Source organism: Pseudomonas sp. GM_Psu_1 (assembly GCF_026544185.1).
GTDB lineage: Bacteria > Pseudomonadota > Gammaproteobacteria > Pseudomonadales > Pseudomonadaceae > Chryseomonas > Chryseomonas oryzihabitans.
Genome location: NZ_JALNUX010000006.1, coordinates 138790 through 157125 on the forward strand (window position 1 = coordinate 138790; position 18336 = coordinate 157125).

The 18336-nt window shown below is 66.4% G+C and carries 15 protein-coding genes; 11 read left to right on the plus strand and 4 right to left on the minus strand.

What is annotated here, in order from left to right; translation table 11 throughout:
• Positions 1 to 123: 123 nt before the first annotated feature.
• From gltB to OXS31_RS12435, 11 genes are all read left to right on the plus strand, one after another.
• Positions 124 to 4572, plus strand: a complete 4449-nt coding sequence (gltB, locus tag OXS31_RS12385) for a glutamate synthase large subunit (protein WP_267399238.1) — start codon at positions 124 to 126, stop codon at positions 4570 to 4572.
• A gap of 91 nt (positions 4573 to 4663) precedes the next feature.
• Positions 4664 to 6082, plus strand: coding sequence for an FAD-dependent oxidoreductase (locus OXS31_RS12390; protein WP_027598906.1), 1419 nt, complete (start codon positions 4664 to 4666; stop codon positions 6080 to 6082).
• Between the two features lie 189 nt (positions 6083 to 6271).
• Positions 6272 to 6712, plus strand: coding sequence for a cyanase (gene cynS, locus OXS31_RS12395; protein WP_267399240.1), 441 nt, complete (start codon positions 6272 to 6274; stop codon positions 6710 to 6712).
• Between the two features lie 96 nt (positions 6713 to 6808).
• Entirely contained in the window at positions 6809 to 7876 is a 1068-nt protein-coding gene (gene hemE / locus OXS31_RS12400; protein WP_027598904.1) for a uroporphyrinogen decarboxylase, read from the plus strand.
• A gap of 92 nt (positions 7877 to 7968) precedes the next feature.
• Positions 7969 to 8982, plus strand: a complete 1014-nt coding sequence (locus OXS31_RS12405; protein ID WP_074584075.1) for an Ldh family oxidoreductase — start codon at positions 7969 to 7971, stop codon at positions 8980 to 8982.
• A 110-nt stretch (positions 8983 to 9092) separates the two neighbouring features.
• On the plus strand, positions 9093 to 10616 hold the full coding sequence (locus OXS31_RS12410; RefSeq protein WP_145250411.1) for an MFS transporter: 1524 nt from the start codon (positions 9093 to 9095) through the stop codon (positions 10614 to 10616).
• Positions 10617 to 10807: 191 nt separating this feature from the next.
• Complete coding sequence (locus OXS31_RS12415) at positions 10808 to 11281, plus strand: RNA pyrophosphohydrolase (RefSeq protein WP_007161635.1); 474 nt, start codon at positions 10808 to 10810, stop codon at positions 11279 to 11281.
• Between the two features lie 111 nt (positions 11282 to 11392).
• Positions 11393 to 13672 carry a phosphoenolpyruvate--protein phosphotransferase gene (gene ptsP / locus OXS31_RS12420; protein WP_007161636.1) on the plus strand — a complete coding sequence of 760 codons (2280 nt, stop codon included), beginning with the start codon at positions 11393 to 11395 and terminating at the stop codon, positions 13670 to 13672.
• Between the two features lie 76 nt (positions 13673 to 13748).
• Positions 13749 to 14531 carry a sulfite exporter TauE/SafE family protein gene (locus OXS31_RS12425; RefSeq protein ID WP_267399555.1) on the plus strand — a complete coding sequence of 261 codons (783 nt, stop codon included), beginning with the start codon at positions 13749 to 13751 and terminating at the stop codon, positions 14529 to 14531.
• A 19-nt stretch (positions 14532 to 14550) separates the two neighbouring features.
• The gene (gene lgt / locus OXS31_RS12430) at positions 14551 to 15363 is read left to right on the plus strand and encodes a prolipoprotein diacylglyceryl transferase (RefSeq protein ID WP_017641011.1); all 813 of its coding nucleotides are present in this window, start codon (positions 14551 to 14553) and stop codon (positions 15361 to 15363) included.
• Positions 15364 to 15448: 85 nt separating this feature from the next.
• The gene (locus tag OXS31_RS12435; protein WP_027598899.1) at positions 15449 to 15805 is read left to right on the plus strand and encodes a hypothetical protein; all 357 of its coding nucleotides are present in this window, start codon (positions 15449 to 15451) and stop codon (positions 15803 to 15805) included.
• Between the two features lie 23 nt (positions 15806 to 15828).
• Here OXS31_RS12435 and OXS31_RS12440 read toward each other — a convergent pair whose 3' ends face one another.
• The 4 genes from OXS31_RS12440 to rsmD all read right to left on the minus strand — a co-directional run bounded on the left by OXS31_RS12440 (position 15829) and on the right by rsmD (position 18335).
• The gene (locus tag OXS31_RS12440; RefSeq protein ID WP_007161640.1) at positions 15829 to 16080 is read right to left on the minus strand and encodes a YfhL family 4Fe-4S dicluster ferredoxin; all 252 of its coding nucleotides are present in this window, start codon (positions 16078 to 16080) and stop codon (positions 15829 to 15831) included.
• A gap of 99 nt (positions 16081 to 16179) precedes the next feature.
• Entirely contained in the window at positions 16180 to 16665 is a 486-nt protein-coding gene (coaD, locus tag OXS31_RS12445) for a pantetheine-phosphate adenylyltransferase (RefSeq protein ID WP_007161641.1), read from the minus strand.
• Positions 16666 to 16764: 99 nt separating this feature from the next.
• The gene (locus tag OXS31_RS12450; RefSeq protein WP_267399262.1) at positions 16765 to 17769 is read right to left on the minus strand and encodes a hydrolase; all 1005 of its coding nucleotides are present in this window, start codon (positions 17767 to 17769) and stop codon (positions 16765 to 16767) included.
• The gene (gene rsmD / locus OXS31_RS12455; RefSeq protein ID WP_027602916.1) at positions 17766 to 18335 is read right to left on the minus strand and encodes a 16S rRNA (guanine(966)-N(2))-methyltransferase RsmD; all 570 of its coding nucleotides are present in this window, start codon (positions 18333 to 18335) and stop codon (positions 17766 to 17768) included. Before rsmD ends, OXS31_RS12450 begins: the two co-directional genes overlap by 4 nt.
• Position 18336: the final 1 nt, after the last annotated feature.

Here is an 18336-nt window from a genome sequence, read left to right on the forward strand (position 1 = left end):
TCAGTGTTTGTCGTAAGCGATTTTTTCGCTACACTGGTCAGCCTTTGACTGTCCGAAAAAAGTTCAAATAAGCGGACCGTTTTGTGATGCCTTCGCAATAACCTGATTGCCGGTGAGAGCGCTATGAAAGCAGGCCTGTTCAATCCCGATAGCTTCAAGGACAACTGCGGCTTCGGCCTGATCGCCCATATGCAGGGCGAGCCCAGCCACGACCTGCTGGAAACGGCCATCGAAGCCCTGACCTGCATGACCCACCGGGGCGGTATCAACGCGGACGGCAAGACCGGTGACGGTTGCGGTCTGCTCATGCAGAAGCCGGACGCCTTCCTGCGCGCCATCGCCCAGGAGCAATTCGGCGCCGAGTTGCCCGAGCAGTACGCCGCGGGCGTGGTGTTCTTCAACCAGGACGAGGCCCGCGCCGAACAGGCCCGCGCCAACATGAACCTGGAGATCGAGGCCGCCGGCCTGACCCTGGTCGGCTGGCGCAAGGTGCCCATCGACACCTCGGTGCTGGGCGAACTGGCCCTGGCCCGCCTGCCGCGCATCGAGCAGGTATTCGTCGCCGGTCCGGGTCTCGACGACCAGCAGTTCGGGGTCAAGTTGTTCTCCGCGCGCCGCCGCTCCTCGGTGCGCAATGCCGAGGACGCCGAGCACTACATCTGCAGCCTGTCGTCGCGGGTCATCGTCTACAAGGGCCTGATGATGCCGGCGGATCTCGCCGCCTTCTATCCGGACCTCGGCGATCCGCGCCTGACGACCGCCATCTGTGTGTTCCACCAGCGCTTTTCCACCAACACCCTGCCGAAGTGGCCGCTGGCGCAGCCCTTCCGCTACCTCGCCCACAACGGCGAGATTAATACCATCACCGGCAACCGCAACTGGGCCCAGGCGCGGCGGACCAAGTTCGTCAACGAACTGATCCCCCACCTCGACCAGCTCGGTCCGCTGGTCAACCGCGTCGGCTCCGATTCCTCCAGCATGGACAACATGCTGGAGCTGCTGGTGACCGGCGGCATGGACCTGTTCCGCGCCGTGCGCATGATCATTCCGCCGGCCTGGCAGAACGTCGAGACCATGGACGCCGATCTGCGTGCATTCTATGAATTCAACTCCATGCACATGGAGCCTTGGGACGGTCCGGCCGGCGTGGTGCTGACCGAAGGCCGCTACGCGGTCTGCCTGCTCGACCGCAACGGCCTGCGCCCGGCGCGCTGGGTGACCACCAAGAACGGCTACATCACCCTGGCTTCGGAAGTCGGCGTCTGGAACTACCAGCCCGACGACGTCATCGCCAAGGGCCGGGTCGGCCCGGGCCAGATCCTTGCCGTGGACACCGAGACCGGCGAGGTGCTGCAGACCGACGACATCGACAATCGCCTCAAGGCGCGCCATCCCTACAAGCAGTGGCTGCGCAAGAACGCCATGCGTATCCAGGCGACCCTGGACGACAACGATCACGGTTCGGCCTTCTACGACCAGGATCAGCTGCGCCAGTACATGAAGATGTTCCAGGTCACCTTCGAGGAGCGTGACCAGGTCTTGCGCCCGCTGGGCGAGCAGGGCCAGGAAGCCGTGGGCTCGATGGGCGACGATACCCCGATGGCGGTGCTGTCGCGGCGCATCCGTTCGCCCTACGACTATTTCCGCCAGCAATTCGCCCAGGTCACCAACCCGCCGATCGACCCGCTGCGCGAGTCCATCGTCATGTCCCTGGAGACCTGCCTGGGCGCCGAGCGCAACGTCTTCGAGGAAACCGCCGAGCACGCCGATCGCGCCATCCTGAGCAGCCCGGTGGTCTCGCCGGCCAAGTGGCGGACCATTCTCAACATGCCCAAGCCCGGCTTCGAGCATGTCAAGATCGACCTCAACTACCCCGAGTCCATGGGCCTCGAGGCGGCGCTGCGCAACATCGTCGAGCAGGCCGAGGAGGCCGTGCGCGCCGGCAAGGTATTGCTGGTGCTGACCGACCGCCACATCGAGCCGGGCAAGCTGCCGGTACACGCGGTGCTGGCCACCGGCGCCGTGCACCACCACCTGGTCAACCTGGGCCTGCGCACCAGCAGCAACATCCTGGTGGAGACCGCAACCGCCCGCGATCCGCACCACTTCGCCGTGCTGCTGGGCTTTGGTGCGACCGCGGTCTATCCGTTCCTGGCCTACGAGGTGCTGGGCGATCTGATCCGCACCGGCGAGGTGCTGGGCGATCTCTACGAGGTGTTCAAGTACTACCGCAAGGGCATCACCAAGGGCCTGCTCAAGGTGATCTCCAAGATGGGCATCTCCACCGTCGCCTCCTATCGCGGCGCCCAGCTGTTCGAGGCCGTGGGCCTGGCGGACGAGGTCACCGACCTCTGCTTCCCCGGCGTCACCAGCCGCATCAAGGGTGCGCGCTTCGTCGACCTGGAAGCCGAGCAGAAGCTGCTGGCCGGCGAAGCCTGGAACAACCGCAAGCCGATCCATCCGGGTGGCCTGCTCAAGTTCGTCTATGGCGGCGAGTACCACGCCTACAACCCGGACGTGGTCAATCTGTTGCAGGCCGCCGTGCAACAGGGCGACTACGCCAAGTTCCGCGAATACACCGCGCTGGTGGACCAGCGTCCGGTCGCCATGATCCGCGACCTGCTCAAGGTCAAGACCAGCGACCAGCCCCTGGCCCTGGAAGAGGTCGAGCCGCTGGCCAACATCTTCACCCGCTTCGACGCCGCCGGCATCTCCCTGGGCGCCCTGTCGCCGGAGGCCCACGAGGCCCTGGCCGAGGCCATGAACCGCCTGGGCGGGCGCTCCAACTCCGGCGAGGGTGGCGAGGATCCGGCGCGCTACGGCACCATCAAGAGCTCCAAGATCAAGCAGGTGGCCACCGGCCGCTTCGGCGTCACCCCCGAGTACCTGGTCAACGCCGAGGTCTTGCAGATCAAGGTGGCGCAGGGCGCCAAGCCGGGCGAGGGCGGCCAGCTGCCGGGCGGCAAGGTCAACGGCCTGATCGCCAAGCTGCGCTATGCGGTGCCCGGCGTGACCCTGATCTCGCCGCCGCCGCACCACGACATCTATTCCATCGAAGACCTGTCGCAGCTGATCTTCGACCTCAAGCAGGTCAACCCCAAGGCGCTGGTGTCGGTCAAGCTGGTGTCCGAGCCCGGGGTGGGTACGGTGGCCGCCGGTGTGGCCAAGGCCTATGCCGACCTTATCACCATCTCCGGCTACGACGGCGGTACCGGCGCTTCGCCGGTGACCTCCATCAAGTACGCCGGCTCGCCCTGGGAGCTGGGCCTGGCCGAGGCGCACCAGACCCTGAGGGGCAACGACCTGCGCGGCAAGGTGCGGGTGCAGACCGACGGCGGCCTGAAGACCGGTCTGGACGTGATCAAGGCGGCCATCCTCGGCGCCGAGAGCTTCGGCTTCGGCACCGCGCCGATGATCGCTCTGGGCTGCAAGTACCTGCGTATCTGCCACCTGAACAACTGCGCTACCGGCGTCGCCACCCAGAACGACCGGCTGCGCAAGGAACACTTCATCGGCACGGTGGAGATGGTGATGAATTTCTTCACCTTCATCGCCGAGGAAACCCGCGAGTGGCTGGCCAGGCTGGGCGTGCGCAGCCTGGGCGAGCTGATCGGCCGTACCGACCTGCTGGAAATCCTGCCGGGCGAGACCGCCAAGCAGCAGCACCTGGATCTCACCCCGCTGCTGGGAAGCGATCACATTCCGGCCGAGAAGCCGCAATACTGCCAGGTGGAAAAGAACCCGCCGTTCGACCAGGGTCTGCTGGCCGAGGAAATGGTGCGTCTGTCGCTGCCAGGGATCGAAAAGCTCGAAGGCGGTGAGTTCAGCCTGAGCATCGGCAACTGCGACCGCTCCATCGGCGCCCGGGTCTCCGGCGAGATCGCCCGACGCCACGGCAACCAGGGCATGGTCAAGGCGCCGCTGACCTTCCGCTTCAAGGGCACCGCCGGCCAGAGCTTCGGCGTCTGGAACGCCGGCGGCCTGCATCTGTATCTGGAAGGCGACGCCAACGACTACGTGGGCAAGGGCATGACCGGCGGCAAGCTGGTCATCACCCCGCCGCAGGGCGCGGGCTTCAAGAGCCAGGAATCGGCCATCATCGGCAACACCTGCCTCTATGGCGCCACCGGTGGCAAGCTGTTCGCCGCCGGCACCGCCGGTGAGCGCTTCGGGGTGCGCAACTCCGGGGCCCACACCGTGGTGGAAGGCACCGGCGACCACTGCTGCGAATACATGACCGGCGGCTTCGTCTGCGTCCTGGGCAAGACCGGCTACAACTTCGGCTCGGGCATGACCGGCGGCTTCGCCTATGTGCTGGACCTGGATAACGGCTTCTATGACCGGGTCAACCACGAGCTGGTGGAAATCCAGCGCATCAACAGCGAAGCCATGGAAGCCTATCGCAGCCACCTGGAAGGGGTGCTGGCCGAATACGTGCGCGAGACCGGCAGTGCCTGGGGCAGCCATCTCCATGAAAACCTGGACGACTACCTGCGCAAGTTCTGGCTGGTGAAGCCCAAGGCCGCAAGCCTGGCGTCGCTGCTGGTCAGCACCCGCGCCCGTCCGGAATAACGACTTCGATGCCGGCTCCCCAGGGCGCCGGTTTCACCGTGATAGCTCGTGGCGCCCGGCAGAAAAGGGCGTCGCTTCAAGAGGTTTGGAAATGGCTGAACGTCTGAACAACGACTTCCAGTTCATCGAGGTCGGTCGCAAGGATCCGAAGAAGAAGCTGCTGCGCCAGCGCAAGAAGGAATTCGTCGAGATCCACGATCCCTTCAAGCCGCAGCAGGCTGCCGAGCAGGCGCACCGCTGCCTGGGTTGCGGCAACCCCTATTGCGAATGGAAGTGCCCGGTGCACAACTTCATTCCCAACTGGCTCAAGCTGGTATCCGAAGGCAACATCCTGGCGGCGGCGGAGCTGTCGCACCAGACCAACACCCTGCCCGAGGTCTGTGGCCGGGTCTGCCCGCAGGATCGCCTCTGCGAGGGTGCCTGTACCCTCAACGACGGCTTCGGCGCGGTGACCATCGGTTCGGTGGAGAAGTACATCACCGACACCGCCTTCGCCATGGGCTGGCGCCCGGACATGTCCAAGGTCAAGCCGACCGGCAAGCGCGTCGCCGTCATCGGTGCCGGTCCGGCCGGCCTGGGTTGTGCCGACATCCTGGTGCGCAATGGCGTGACCCCGGTGGTGTTCGACAAGCACCCCGAGATCGGCGGTCTGCTGACCTTCGGCATTCCCGAGTTCAAGCTGGAAAAGACCGTGCTCAGCCGCCGTCGCGAGGTCTTCGGCGGGATGGGCGTGGAATTCCGCCTCAACACCGAGGTGGGCAAGGACGTGACCATGGACCAACTGCTCGAGGAATTCGATGCGGTCTTCCTGGGCATGGGCACCTACACCTACATGAAGGGCGGCTTCCCCGGCGAAGACCTGCCCGGCGTGCACGATGCCCTGGATTTTCTGGTGGCCAACGTCAATCGCAACCTGGGCTTCGAAAAGGATGCGGCCGACTTCGTCGACATGAAGGGCAAGCGCGTGGTGGTCCTGGGGGGTGGTGACACCGCCATGGACTGCAACCGCACCTCCATTCGCCAGGGCGCCAAGAGCGTGACCTGCGCCTACCGCCGCGACGCCGCCAACATGCCGGGCTCGCGCAAGGAAGTGAAGAACGCCAAGGAAGAGGGCGTGAAGTTCCTCTTCAACCGCCAGCCCATCGCCATCATCGGCGAAGACCGGGTGGAAGGCGTCAAGGTGGTGGAGACCCGTCTGGGCGAGCCCGATGCCCGCGGTCGTCGCAGTCCCGAGCCGATCCCCGGTTCCGAAGAGATCCTGCCGGCCGATGCGGTGGTCATCGCCTTCGGTTTCCGGCCGAGCCCGGCGCCCTGGTTCGAGCAATTCGGCATCGACCTCGACAGCCAGGGCCGCGTGGTCGCGCCGGGGCTGCACGAGTTCAAGCACCAGACCAGCAACCCGAAGATCTTTGCCGGTGGCGACATGGTGCGCGGCTCCGACCTGGTGGTGACCGCCATCTTCGAAGGTCGCAACGCCGCCGAGGGTATCCTCGACTACCTGGGCGTCTAATACCCGACGGCTGGACAAGAGCCGACCGGCGCTGAGCCGGTCGGCTTTTTCTTGGGCGCCATGCGGTGACAGGGCTGCTTTCTGGTGCAGCGAGAGGCGGGTAGGGCGCTGCGGAGGCCGTGCCAGGGCGCTTTCTGCGTCTGGCACAGGGTCTGCAAAGATCCCGGTTCTCTCCTGCGAGGTACTGCCATGAACAAGCCCGAAATGACCGCCGCCATTCTCGCCGCCAAGCAGCGCCTGGGCCTGAGCTGGGTGGCGATCGCCGCCAGCCTGGAAATGTCGCCGGTCTGGACCACCTCTGCCTGCCTGGGCATGAACAGCATGGCGCCGGCGGTGGCGGAACGCCTGTGCCAGGTGCTGGAATTGCCGAGCGAGGTGTCCCTGGCCTTGCAAGCCTGTCCGCACAAGCAGTGGGACAAGGCCGTGCCGACCGATCCGCTGATCTATCGTTTTTACGAGATGATCAATGTCTACGGCGATACCATCAAAACCCTGATCCATGAAGAGTTCGGTGACGGCATCATGAGTGCCATCGACTTCAGCATGGACATCTCGCGGGTGGCCGATCCCAAGGGCGACCGGGTGGAGATCGTGCTCAACGGCAAGTTCCTGCCTTACAAGAGCTGGTAAGCCGATCGGTGCGATAGACAAAAGGCACGTCCCGGTGCCGTGCCTTTTGCCAGCCGCTTTGCGACAATGCCGGCACTTTTGCTGCCGGATGTCGCCATGACTGCCCTGAAGAACGACCGTTTCCTGCGTGCCCTGCTCAAGCAGCCGGTGGATGTCACCCCGGTGTGGATGATGCGCCAGGCCGGACGCTATCTGCCCGAGTACCGCGCCAGCCGGGCGCGTGCCGGGGACTTCATGAGTCTGTGCAAGAACCCGCAATTCGCCTGCGAGGTGACCCTGCAGCCGCTGGAGCGCTATCCGCTGGATGCCGCCATCCTCTTTTCCGACATCCTCACCATCCCCGACGCCATGGGGCAGGGCCTCTACTTCGAGACCGGCGAGGGTCCGCGCTTTCGCAAGGTGATCGACACCCCGGCCGACATCGAGGCGCTGCCGATACCCGATGCCGAATCCGACCTGGGCTACGTCATGGACGCCGTGCGCACCATCCGCACGGCGCTGGACGGGCGGGTACCCCTGATCGGCTTTTCCGGCAGCCCCTGGACCCTGGCCACCTACATGATCGAAGGCGGCTCCAGCAAGGATTTCCGCAAGGCTAAGGCCATGCTCTACGACACCCCCGAGGCCCTGCACCTGCTGCTGGACAAGCTGGCCCAGGCGGTCACCGCCTACCTCAACGGCCAGATCCGCGCCGGCGCCCAGGCGGTACAGATCTTCGATACCTGGGGAGGCAACCTGTCCGCCGCGGCCTACCAGGAATTTTCCCTGGCCTACATGCGCAAGATCGTCGCCGGGCTGATCCGCGAGCATGAAGGACGCCGGGTGCCGGTGATCCTCTTCACCAAGAATGGCGGTCTCTGGCTGGAAAGCCTGGCCGACAGCGGCGCCGAGGCCCTGGGCCTGGACTGGACCTGCGACCTCGGTGAAGCCCGTCGGCGGGTCGGCAGCAAGGTCGCCCTGCAGGGCAACATGGACCCCAGCGTGCTCTACGCCAAGCCGGCGGCCATCCGCGCCGAGGTGGGGCGCATCCTGGAAAGCTATGGCCAGGGCAGCGGCCACGTCTTCAACCTCGGCCACGGCATCACCCCCGAGGTGGATCCGGCCCATGCCGGTGCCTTCATCGAGGCCGTGCACGAGTTGTCGGGGCGCTATCACCAGGGCTGAGTGTGCCGGGATCGGCACGACCGATCCCAAGTCGAGCGAGCGGGTCGTGGCCGGTTGCGGCATAGTCGGGGTTTTCCCAACGGAGCGCCGCCATGGCCCAGATGACCCCGGAAGACCTGCAGCACCTGGCCGAAGAGGTGCTCGCGGCCCAAGGTTTCAGTCAGCCGCAGGGCGCGGCCATCGCCGCCATGATGGTCGCCGGCCAGCGTGACGACTGCGCCTCCCACGGCATCTATCGGCTGCTGGGCATCGTCAAGACGCTCAAGGCCGGCAAGGTGGTGCCCGATGCCGAGCCGACGGTAGAGGACGTGGCTCCGGCCATCGTCCGGGTCGATGCGGATGGCGGCTTCTCCCCGCTGGCCTTCGAGACGGGGCTGCCCCTGCTCGACGCCAAGGCGCGCAACTGTGGCCTGGCAGCCCTGGCGATCAACAACTGCGTGCACTTCTCGGCGCTCTGGGTGGAGATGGAAGCCCTTACCGCCAGGGGCCTGGTGGCCCTGGCCTGCAATCCGACCCAGGCCTATGTCGCCCCGGCCGGTGGTCGTCGCCCGCTGTTCGGTACCAATCCCCTGGCCTTCGGCTGGCCGCGGCCCGAGGGTCCGCCCTTCGTCTTCGATTTCGCCACCAGCGCCGTGGCCCGCGGCGAAATCGAATTGCATCGTCGCGCAGGCAAGGCCCTGCCCGAGGGCTGGGGAGTGGATGCCGAGGGCGCGCCCAGCAACGATGCCCGCACCGTGCTGGAGGAGGGCGCCATGCTCACCTTTGGCGGTCACAAGGGCTCGGCGCTGTCGGCCATGATCGAATTGCTCGCCGGTCCGCTGATCGGCGATCTCACCAGTCCGGAGTCTTCCGCGGTCGACGCCGGTGCCGGCGGGCTGCCCTATCACGGCGAACTCATCCTGGCCTTCGATCCCCAGCGCTTTCTCGGCGCCGCGGTAGCCGACTACCAGCAGCGCGCCGAGCAGCTGTTCGCCGGCATCGAAGCCCAGGGCGCCCGCCTGCCGTCGCAGCGTCGTTACCAGGCACGAGAACGCAATACCACCCGTGGCTGGTTGGAGGTGCCCGACGAACTTCTGGCCGACGTCCGGGCGCTGCTGCCCGGCTGAGCCAGGACGCGATCCGCATCACTTCGAAGAGGCTGCGCCAACGCAGTCTCTGAACCCCGCCCCGGACGCAGGGTCCACGACTGGCCCCCTTAGTGCCAGCCTGGGTCTTCATGTACGCCGACGACACCGATCGCCCCCATCATCGCGGCCTGTTGCTGCTGAGCATCACCCTGATGGTGCTGGTGTACTTTCTCGACAATCTTTCCATCGCCCTGGCCAACCGCTATGTCTATGGCGGCCTGGGTATCGACCAGCGCAGCTACACCCTGGCCACCGCCTGCTACAGCGCCGCGGTCATCGTCACCAGCGCCCCGCACCAGTGGTTCGCCCAGCGCCTGGGCTATCGCAACCTGATCTTCGCCGCCGTCGGCATCCACCTGGTCGGCCAGGTGTGCTGCCTGGTGGCTACCGATCTGCCGACCTTCATCGTCGGGCGGGCGCTGATGGGCGCCGGTGCCGCCACCTTCTTTGCCGGGGCGCGGGTGCTGGTGCAGATGTATTTTTCCGGCCCCCAGCTGCCGACCGGGATTCGCGCCTTCGCCTCGGGCGTGCCCCTGGGTGGGGCGCTGGCCTCCTTCACCACCGCGGAGCTGCTGGAAGGTCACCAGTGGCGCGCCATCTTCATGGTGCCGGCGCTGGCCTGCGCGCTGGTGGCCGTCTGCGTCTGGCTGTCGCTGCCGCGGCGCTCCCATCCGCTGCAGAATTCCGGGGCGCCGTCGCTGCTGTCCATGGTGCTGCTGACGGTGGGCAGTCTGCTGCTGACCACCACCACCCAGCGCCTGGCCTTCGACTTCTTCAGCGATGGTCCGTGGCTGGCCGTGGAACTGCTGGTGGGAGCGGTCATCCTCGGACTCTATGTCTACTACGAGCGCGGCCTGGCGCGGCCGACCCTGGACTTCAAGCACGCCATTACCCCGGGCTTTCTCGCCGGCATGCTGTTCATGATGCTCAACTACTTCCTGCTCGGCGCCTACAACTTCATCATCCCCCAGTACGTGGTCAACGGCCTGCAACTGCCGGTCTATACCGCCGGGGGGGTCATGGCGCTGGGCTGGCTGTGCGGCCTGGCGCCGCTGCTGATGATCACCTCGGTGCGGTTGCGCGAGCGCTTTCCCTGGGGCGGCTTTCGCAAGTACCTGGTAGCGGGTTACCTGCTGCTGGCCGGCTACGGCTTCTGGATGGTGCGGCAGCACGCCGACGTGCCCCTCTACCAGCAGCTGGTGCCTGGGCTGATGATGCATGGCACCTACCTGATCGGCACCTTCGCGGTGATCATCATGTACACCTTCATGCGCGTCGAGCCGGCCTATTTCAGCCAGGCCTACCAGATCAAGAACATGACCCAGCAACTGGTCATGCCCATGGGCATCGTGCTGTCCAACGTCTTCCTGCAGTGGCGCGACGCCTTCCATGCCTCGGTGCTCAGCGCCGCGGTCACTCCCTATGCCCAGACCTACCAGGCCTATGGCGAGCGTTATCGGCTGGCCACCGGTGCCGACAGCGCCCTGGCGCAGATCTCCAGTCTGGTCACCCGCCAGAGCCAGGTGCTGGGCTATCTCGACTATTTCTGGCTGGTCGGCTGGATCGGTCTGGCGCTGGCCCTCTACATGGCCGTGCAACGGCATTTTCGCTAGGGCGCGACGTTTGCCGGCCCTTAAGCCGACGTTCAGCTAGCGACCACCATAATGCGGGCTTTTGCAGGCGGCGGCAGGTGCCGGACGCCTGCGCCGGTCGGCCGCGCCCCAGTCGGTCCGGAGCTTGCATTGCTGGGCTGTCGGGCTTTGTGGAACAATGCGGGCAACGACATTTTTCAAGGGTGGCAGCCGTGATCGACGCTGATGGTTTTCGCCCCAATGTCGGCATCATTCTCGCCAACGATGCCGGCCAGGTACTGTGGGCTCGCCGCATCAATCAGGATGCCTGGCAGTTCCCCCAGGGTGGGATAGACGACCGGGAAACGCCCGAAGAGGCGCTGTACCGGGAGCTGAACGAAGAAGTGGGGCTGAGCCCCGATGACGTCCGTATCCTGGCCTGTACCCGGGGCTGGTTGCGCTACCGTCTGCCGCAGCGCATGGTGCGTACCCACAGCCGTCCGCTGTGCATCGGCCAGAAGCAGAAGTGGTTTCTGCTGCGGCTGACCGCGGAAGAGCAGCGGGTGCGGATGGATGTGACCGGCAAGCCGGAATTCGATGGCTGGCGCTGGGTAAGCTACTGGTATCCGCTGGGCCAGGTGGTGACCTTCAAGCGAGAGGTCTATCGGCGGGCGCTCAAGGAGTTGGCACCCCGCTTGCTGGCCTGATTACCGGTTCGGCCGGTGCGAAAGAGGTGAGGAGAAGCTGTGGTCATGCAGGATGAACGACACGTGATGCACGCCGGCGGCTCCGCCGGACGTCGGCTGCGGAGGCGCTAGATGCTTGCAGTTCTGCGCAAGATCGTCCAGGAGGTCAATGCCGCCAAGGATCTGGGGTCGGCACTGTCCATCATCGTGCAACGTGTCCGCGCGGCCATGCAGTCGCAGGTCTGCTCCGTCTATCTGCTGGATCCCGACACCAACCGTTTCGTGCTCATGGCCACCGAAGGCCTCAACAAGAGGTCCATCGGCCGGGTCAGCATGGCCCCCAACGAGGGCCTGGTCGGCCTGGTCGGCACCCGTGAAGAGCCGCTCAATCTCGAAGACGCCGCCAGCCACCCGCGCTTTCGCTATTTTGCCGAGACCGGTGAGGAGCGCTATGCGTCTTTCCTCGGTGCACCCATCATCCACCACCGCCGGGTCATGGGCGTGCTGGTGGTGCAGCAGAAGGAACGCCGTCAGTTCGACGAAGGCGAGGAAGCCTTCCTGGTCACCATGAGCGCCCAGCTCGCCGGGGTGATCGCCCATGCCGAGGCCACCGGGACCATCCGTGGTCTGGACCGGCAGGGCCGCGGCATCCAGGAGGCCCGTTTCGTCGGCATCCCCGGTTCGCCCGGGGTCGGCGTCGGCAAGGCGGTGGTGGTCCTGCCGCCCGCCGATCTGGAGGTGGTCCCGGACAAGACCGTGACCGACATCGACGCCGAGCTGCAACTGTTCCGCTCGGCGCTCGAAGGCGTGCGGGCGGACATGAAGGCGCTATCCAAGCGGCTGTCCACCCAGCTGCGCAAGGAAGAGCAGGCGCTGTTCGACGTCTACCTGATGATGCTCGACGACGCCGCCCTCGGTAACGAGGTGACCACCATCATCAAGAGCGGCCAGTGGGCCCAGGGCGCCCTGCGCCAGGTGGTGATGGAGCACGTCCAGCGCTTCGAACTCATGGACGACGCCTATCTGCGCGAGCGCGCCGCCGACGTGCGTGACCTCGGGCGCCGCTTGCTGGCCTATCTGCAGCAGGCCCACCAGGCCTGCCTGATCTATCCGGAAAACACCATTCTGGTCAGCGAGGAGCTCTCGCCGGCCATGCTCGGCGAGGTGCCCGAGGGGCGCCTGGTCGGCCTGATCTCGGTACTCGGCTCGGGCAACTCCCACGTCGCCATCCTGGCACGCGCCATGGGCGTGCCGACCGTGATGGGCGCGGTGGACCTGCCGTATTCCAAGGTGGACGGCATCGACCTCATCGTCGACGGCTACCACGGCGAGATCTTCACCAATCCGTCGCCGACGCTGATCAAGCAGTATGGCGACGTGGTGGAGGAGGAGCGCCAGCTGACCCAGGGCCTAGACGCCCTGCGCAGCCTGCCCTGCGAGACCCTCGATGGTCACCGCATGCCGCTGTGGGTCAACACCGGCCTGATGGCCGATGTGGCCCGCGCCCAGCAGCGCGGCGCCGAAGGGGTCGGTCTGTATCGCACCGAAGTGCCCTTCATGGTCAACGAGCGCTTTCCCAGCGAGAAGGAACAGCTCTCCATCTATCGCGAGCAACTGGCCGCCTTCCATCCGGCACCGGTGACCATGCGCACCCTGGACGTCGGTGGCGACAAGGCGCTGTCCTATTTCCCGATCAAGGAAGACAACCCCTTCCTGGGCTGGCGCGGCATCCGCGTCACCCTGGATCATCCGGAAATCTTCCTGGTGCAGACCCGCGCCATGCTCAAGGCCAGCGAAGGCCTGAACAACCTGCGCATCATGCTGCCGATGATTTCCGGCGTGCACGAGGTGGAGGAGTCCCAGCATCTCCTGCACCGCGCCTGGTGCGAGGTGCGGGACGAAGGCGTCGACATTCCCATGCCGCCGGTGGGTGTCATGGTCGAGGTACCCTCGGCGGTCTACCAAGCCCGCGACCTGGCGCGCCAGGTGGACTTCATCTCGGTGGGCTCCAACGACCTGACCCAGTACCTGCTGGCGGTGGATCGCAACAACCCGCGGGTGGCCGATCTCTACGACTACTTCCACCCGGCGGTGCTGCAGGCGCTGCAACAGGTGGTCGATGGCGCCCACGCCGAAGGGGTGCCGGTGAGCATCTGCGGCGAGATGGCCGGGGATCCGGCGGCGGCGGTACTGCTCATGGGCATGGGCTTCGACACCCTGTCGATGAACGCCACCAACCTGCCCAAGGTGAAGTGGCTGCTGCGCCAGGTCACCCTGGAAAAGGCCCGCGAGCTGGTGCAGCAGATGCGCCAGATCGACAACCCCCAGGTCATCCACAGCGCCCTGCATCTGGCCTTGCGCAATCTCGGACTGGGTCGGGTGATCAACCCGGCTGCCAGCGTCCAGAGCTGAGCGTGCCCGGCGGGAAGGCCGCTTCCCGCCGGGCAGGCAGCGGCGTACCATGCCGCCTCCTGCGCCCGAGGTGATGATGGATCTCTTGCTCTTCCTGGTGCTCGGCGTCTGCGCCGGGCTGCTGGCCGGTCTGTTCGGGGTCGGCGGCGGCCTGATCATCGTGCCGGTGCTGGTCTACAGCTTTACCGCCCAGGGCCTCGATCCGGACATCCTCACCCACCTGGCGGTGGGTACCTCGCTGGCCACCATCGTCTTCACCTCGCTCAATTCCGTCTGGGCCCACCACCGACTCGGCGCCGTGCGCTGGCGGCTGTTCGCCTGGATGGCCCTGGGCATCGTTTTCGGCAGCGCCCTGGGCGCCCTGACCGCCGCCGCCATCCACGGCCCGCTGCTGCAGAAGATCATCGGCACCTTCGCCATCCTCATCGCCATCCAGCTGGCGCTGGACCTGCGCCCCAGGGCCCAGGCCGGCGAACCCGGCAAGCCGGCGCTGACGGTGGCCGGGGTGGTGATCGGCTGGGCCTCGGCCATCTTCGGCATCGGCGGCGGCTCGCTCACCGTACCCTTCCTGATCTGGCGCAGCCTGAGCATGCAGCAGGCGGTGGCCACCTCGGCGGCCTGCGGCCTGCCCATCGCCCTGTCCGGGGCGCTGTCCTTTATCCTGGTCGGCTGGCAGGAGCCGGGCCTGCCCGCCTGGAGTCTGGGCTATGTCTATCTGCCGGCCTTGCTGGGTATCGCCCTGACCAGCATGTTCTCGGCCCGTTTCGGTGCGCGGCTGGCCCATCGCCTGTCGCCCCGGCTGCTCAAGCGCCTGTTTGCCCTGTTGCTGTTCGGCGTCGGTCTCAACTTCTTACTCTGATCCCTTTCAAGGAGGCACCATGCTGCCGTATCCGCAAATAGACCCGGTGGCCCTGTCGCTGGGGCCGCTGAAGATCCACTGGTACGGCCTCATGTACCTGGTGGGGATCGGTGGCGCCTGGTGGCTGGCCAAGCGGCGACTCAATCGCTTCGATCCGCGCTGGACCAGCGAGACCCTGTCCGATCTGGTGTTCTGGGTGGCGCTGGGGGTCATCGCCGGCGGGCGACTCGGCTACGTGCTGTTCTACAACCTGGCGGAATACATCGCCAATCCAACGCTGATCTTCGAGGTCTGGAAGGGCGGCATGTCCTTCCACGGCGGCCTGCTCGGGGTGATCCTGGCGGTCTGGTGGTTCGGCAAGCGCCACAACAAGGGCTTCTTCGAACTGATGGACTTCATTGCGCCGCTGGTCCCCATCGGTCTCGGTGCCGGCCGCATCGGCAACTTCATCAACGCCGAACTCTGGGGCAAGCCCACCGACGTGCCCTGGGCGATGATCTTTCCGCCCTACAGCGATCCGGCCCAGCTGCCGCGCCATCCCTCGCAGCTCTATCAGTTCGCCCTGGAAGGGGTGGCGCTGTTCGTGATCCTCTGGCTCTACTCGCGCAAGCCGCGGCCGACCATGGCCGTGTCCGGCCTGTTCGTGCTCTGCTACGGCATCTTCCGCTTCATCGTCGAATTCGTGCGGGTGCCCGACGCCCAGCTCGGCTATCTGGCCTGGGGCTGGCTGACCATGGGGCAGGTGCTCTGCGTGCCCATGGTGCTCGGCGGCATCGCGCTGATGGTCTATGCCCATCGCCGCGCGCCGCAGCCGGTCGTCCGAGCCGAATGACGTCTGAGGCCCGCCCGCATGACAAGTGCGGGCGGGCTGTTATAGTTCAGGGACCACCATCACAACCGCGCAAGGGATCAGCCGTATGAATCCGTTCCGTAGCCTGGCTGCCGTGCTGGCGCTGGCCCTGACGATGCAGGTCTTGCCGGCGCAGGCGCAGCAGGCTCAGGGTGAAGTCACCGAATATCAGACCGCCGACCAGGCGTTCGGTGAAGCCCAGGCACCCGCTGCCTTTTCCATGATCGGCGACCTGCTGATCGCGCGGCCGCTGCTGATCGCCGCGACCGTGATCGGTGCGGGGGCTTTCGTGGTCAGTCTGCCGTTCACCGCCGCCGGCGGTAACATCGGCAAGGCCGGCAAGGCGCTGGTGGTCGAGCCGGGCAAGGCGGCCTTCGTGCGCTGCCTGGGCTGTACCCAGAGCGGGTACGGGCGTACCGAATAGGCCCTGGCGCCGGGCCTGGCCGCTCAGGCCTGGCCGCTGATCTTCAGATACTTGTCGTGCAGCTGCTCCTTGGTCTCGACATGGTTCTCGTCGAGGGGGATGCAGTCCACCGGGCAGACCTGCTGGCACTGGGGTTCGTCGTAGTGGCCCACGCACTCGGTGCACAAGTTCGGATCGATCACGTAGATCTCCGCACCCTGGGAGATGGCGCCGTTCGGGCACTCGGGCTCGCACACGTCGCAGTTGATGCAATCGTCGGTAATGATGAGGGACATCGTCGGCTCCACGCTGCGCGAACGCGCAGCGATCCAAAAGTCAGGCGCGCATTTTGCCCCATCCGCGCGCCGGCTGCACCCGACAGTCCTTGGGGTTAATCAACTGGCCGGGGCAAAACGCTCCAGCAGCGCCTGATGCACGGTGGGATGGACGAACTTGGTCACGTCGCCGCCGAGCGCCGCGATCTCCCGCACCAGGGTGGAAGACAGGTAGGAGTAGTGTTCCGACGGGGTCAGGAACATGCTTTCCGCCTGGGGCGCCAGCACCCGGTTCATGTTGGCCAGCTGGAATTCGAATTCGAAATCCGACACCGCGCGCAGGCCGCGCAGGATGATGGTCGCCTTCTGCTGCTCCACCAGGGTGGCCAGCAGGCAGCTGAAGCCGATCACCTCGACATTGGGCAGGTGCGCGGTCACCGCCTTGGCCAGCTCGACCCGGCGCTCCAGCGGAAACAGCGGATTCTTCTTGGGGCTGGCCGCCACCGCCACCACGACTTCGTCGAACAGCCGCGAGGCGCGCTCCACCAGGTCGCCATGGCCCTTGGTGATGGGGTCGAAGGTGCCGGGGTATAGCACTCGGTTCATGACGCTGTCCTGGGGGCGAAGCTGTTGGGGCTTGGATGGTAGCTCAGGGGCGGAGTGAGGCCAAGGCGACAGCCGCCGGGATCGCCGACCCGTGGGCGTTTATCGGCCGGATGGCGCTGCCCGCTGGCTGACCAGCCAGTCGGGGATGCGTCTTTCCAGGTAGTAGTCCGGATCGTGGAAGGGGCCGCCGACGAAGCCGACATGGCCGCCATGGGGCAGGCGCTCGAACAGGGTGTCGGGCGCCAGTTCGGCGCGGGCGGGCAGGGCGTCGGTGCCGATGAAGGGGTCGTCCTCGGCCTGGATCAGCAGCGTGGGGATGCGGATACCCCCCAGGTAGTAGCGGCTGGAGGCCTGGCGGTAGTAGTCCCGGGCATCGCGAAAGCCGTGCAGGGGCGCGGTGTAGCGATCGTCGAAGTCCCAGAAGGTCTTGAGTCCCTCGGGCGGCCCCAGGCGCGCGAGGATCTCGTGCTGTTCGGGGTGAAGGTCGCGGTCGAACAGCGCCTGCTTGTCGCGCACATAGCGCGCCAGTTCGCGGATGAAGTGCCGCTGATAGATGCGCGAGAAGCCGATGCCGATGCGATCGGCGCAGAGGTCCAGGCGAAAGGGTACCGAGACCGCAGCGGCCGCCTGCAGGCCGCTGTGCTCGCCCCGCTCGCCCAGGTACTTGAGCAGCACGTTACCGCCCAAGGAAAAGCCCACGCCATACAGTGGCGCGTCCGGACGACTGGTTTGCAGGTGGCGCACCACCGCGGCCAGGTCTTCGCTGACGCCGGAGTGATAGCCACGTGGCAGGCGGTTGGGTTCGCCGGAGCAGCCGCGCCAGTTGAGGCCGACGCTGGCCCAGCCGCGGGCGGCCAGGGCGAATTGCAGGCCGAGCACATAGTGGGAGCCGGAGCTGCCGGTCAGGCCGTGGGCGATCAGCACCAGTGGTGCCCGCGGATCCTCGGCGTTGTACGAGTCCAGATCGAGGAAGTCGCCGTCCTCCAGCCACAGTCGTTCCCGCGGCCGGGTGATGGGCGGCAGGCGGCGCCACAGTGAGCCCCAGAGGGTCTGCAGGTGCGGGCCGGGCAGCCAGCGCGCCGGCTTGAAGGGCGTGCTGGTCACGCCTGGCGGTGCCAGAGGGCGTAGTGGACGTTGCCGGTCTTCTTCTCGCGGTGCAGTTGCCAGGTCGCGGGCAGCGTCAGGCGCGAGGGCTGGGTCTCGCTCTCGGTGTAGATCCAGGCGTCCGCAGCCAGCCAGCCCTGGGCTTCCAGGGCCGCGCAGGCCGGTTCCAGCAGGTTTTTGCCAAAGGGCGGATCGAGAAACACCAGGTCGAAGGGCGCTTCCGCCGGCTTAACCAGGGCCTGCAGGGCGTCGGTCTGGCGCACCTCGGCCTGGGCACAGCCCAGGGTCTGCAGATGGCCGCGCAGGGCAGTGGCGGCCTGGGCATTGAGGTCGAAGGCCAGCGCCTGGCCGGCGCCGCGGGAGAGGGCTTCCAGCAGCAGCGCGCCGCTGCCGGCGAAGGGGTCCAGCACCCGCGCGCCTGGGGTGACGGCGGCCAGCCAGTTGAATAGGGTCTCGCGGACCCGGTCCGGGGTGGGCCTCAGGCCCAGGGCATCGGGAAAGACGAAGCGCCGGCTGCGCCAGTCGCCACCGATGATGCGCAGTTGGTTGGCGGTCTTCTGGGCCATG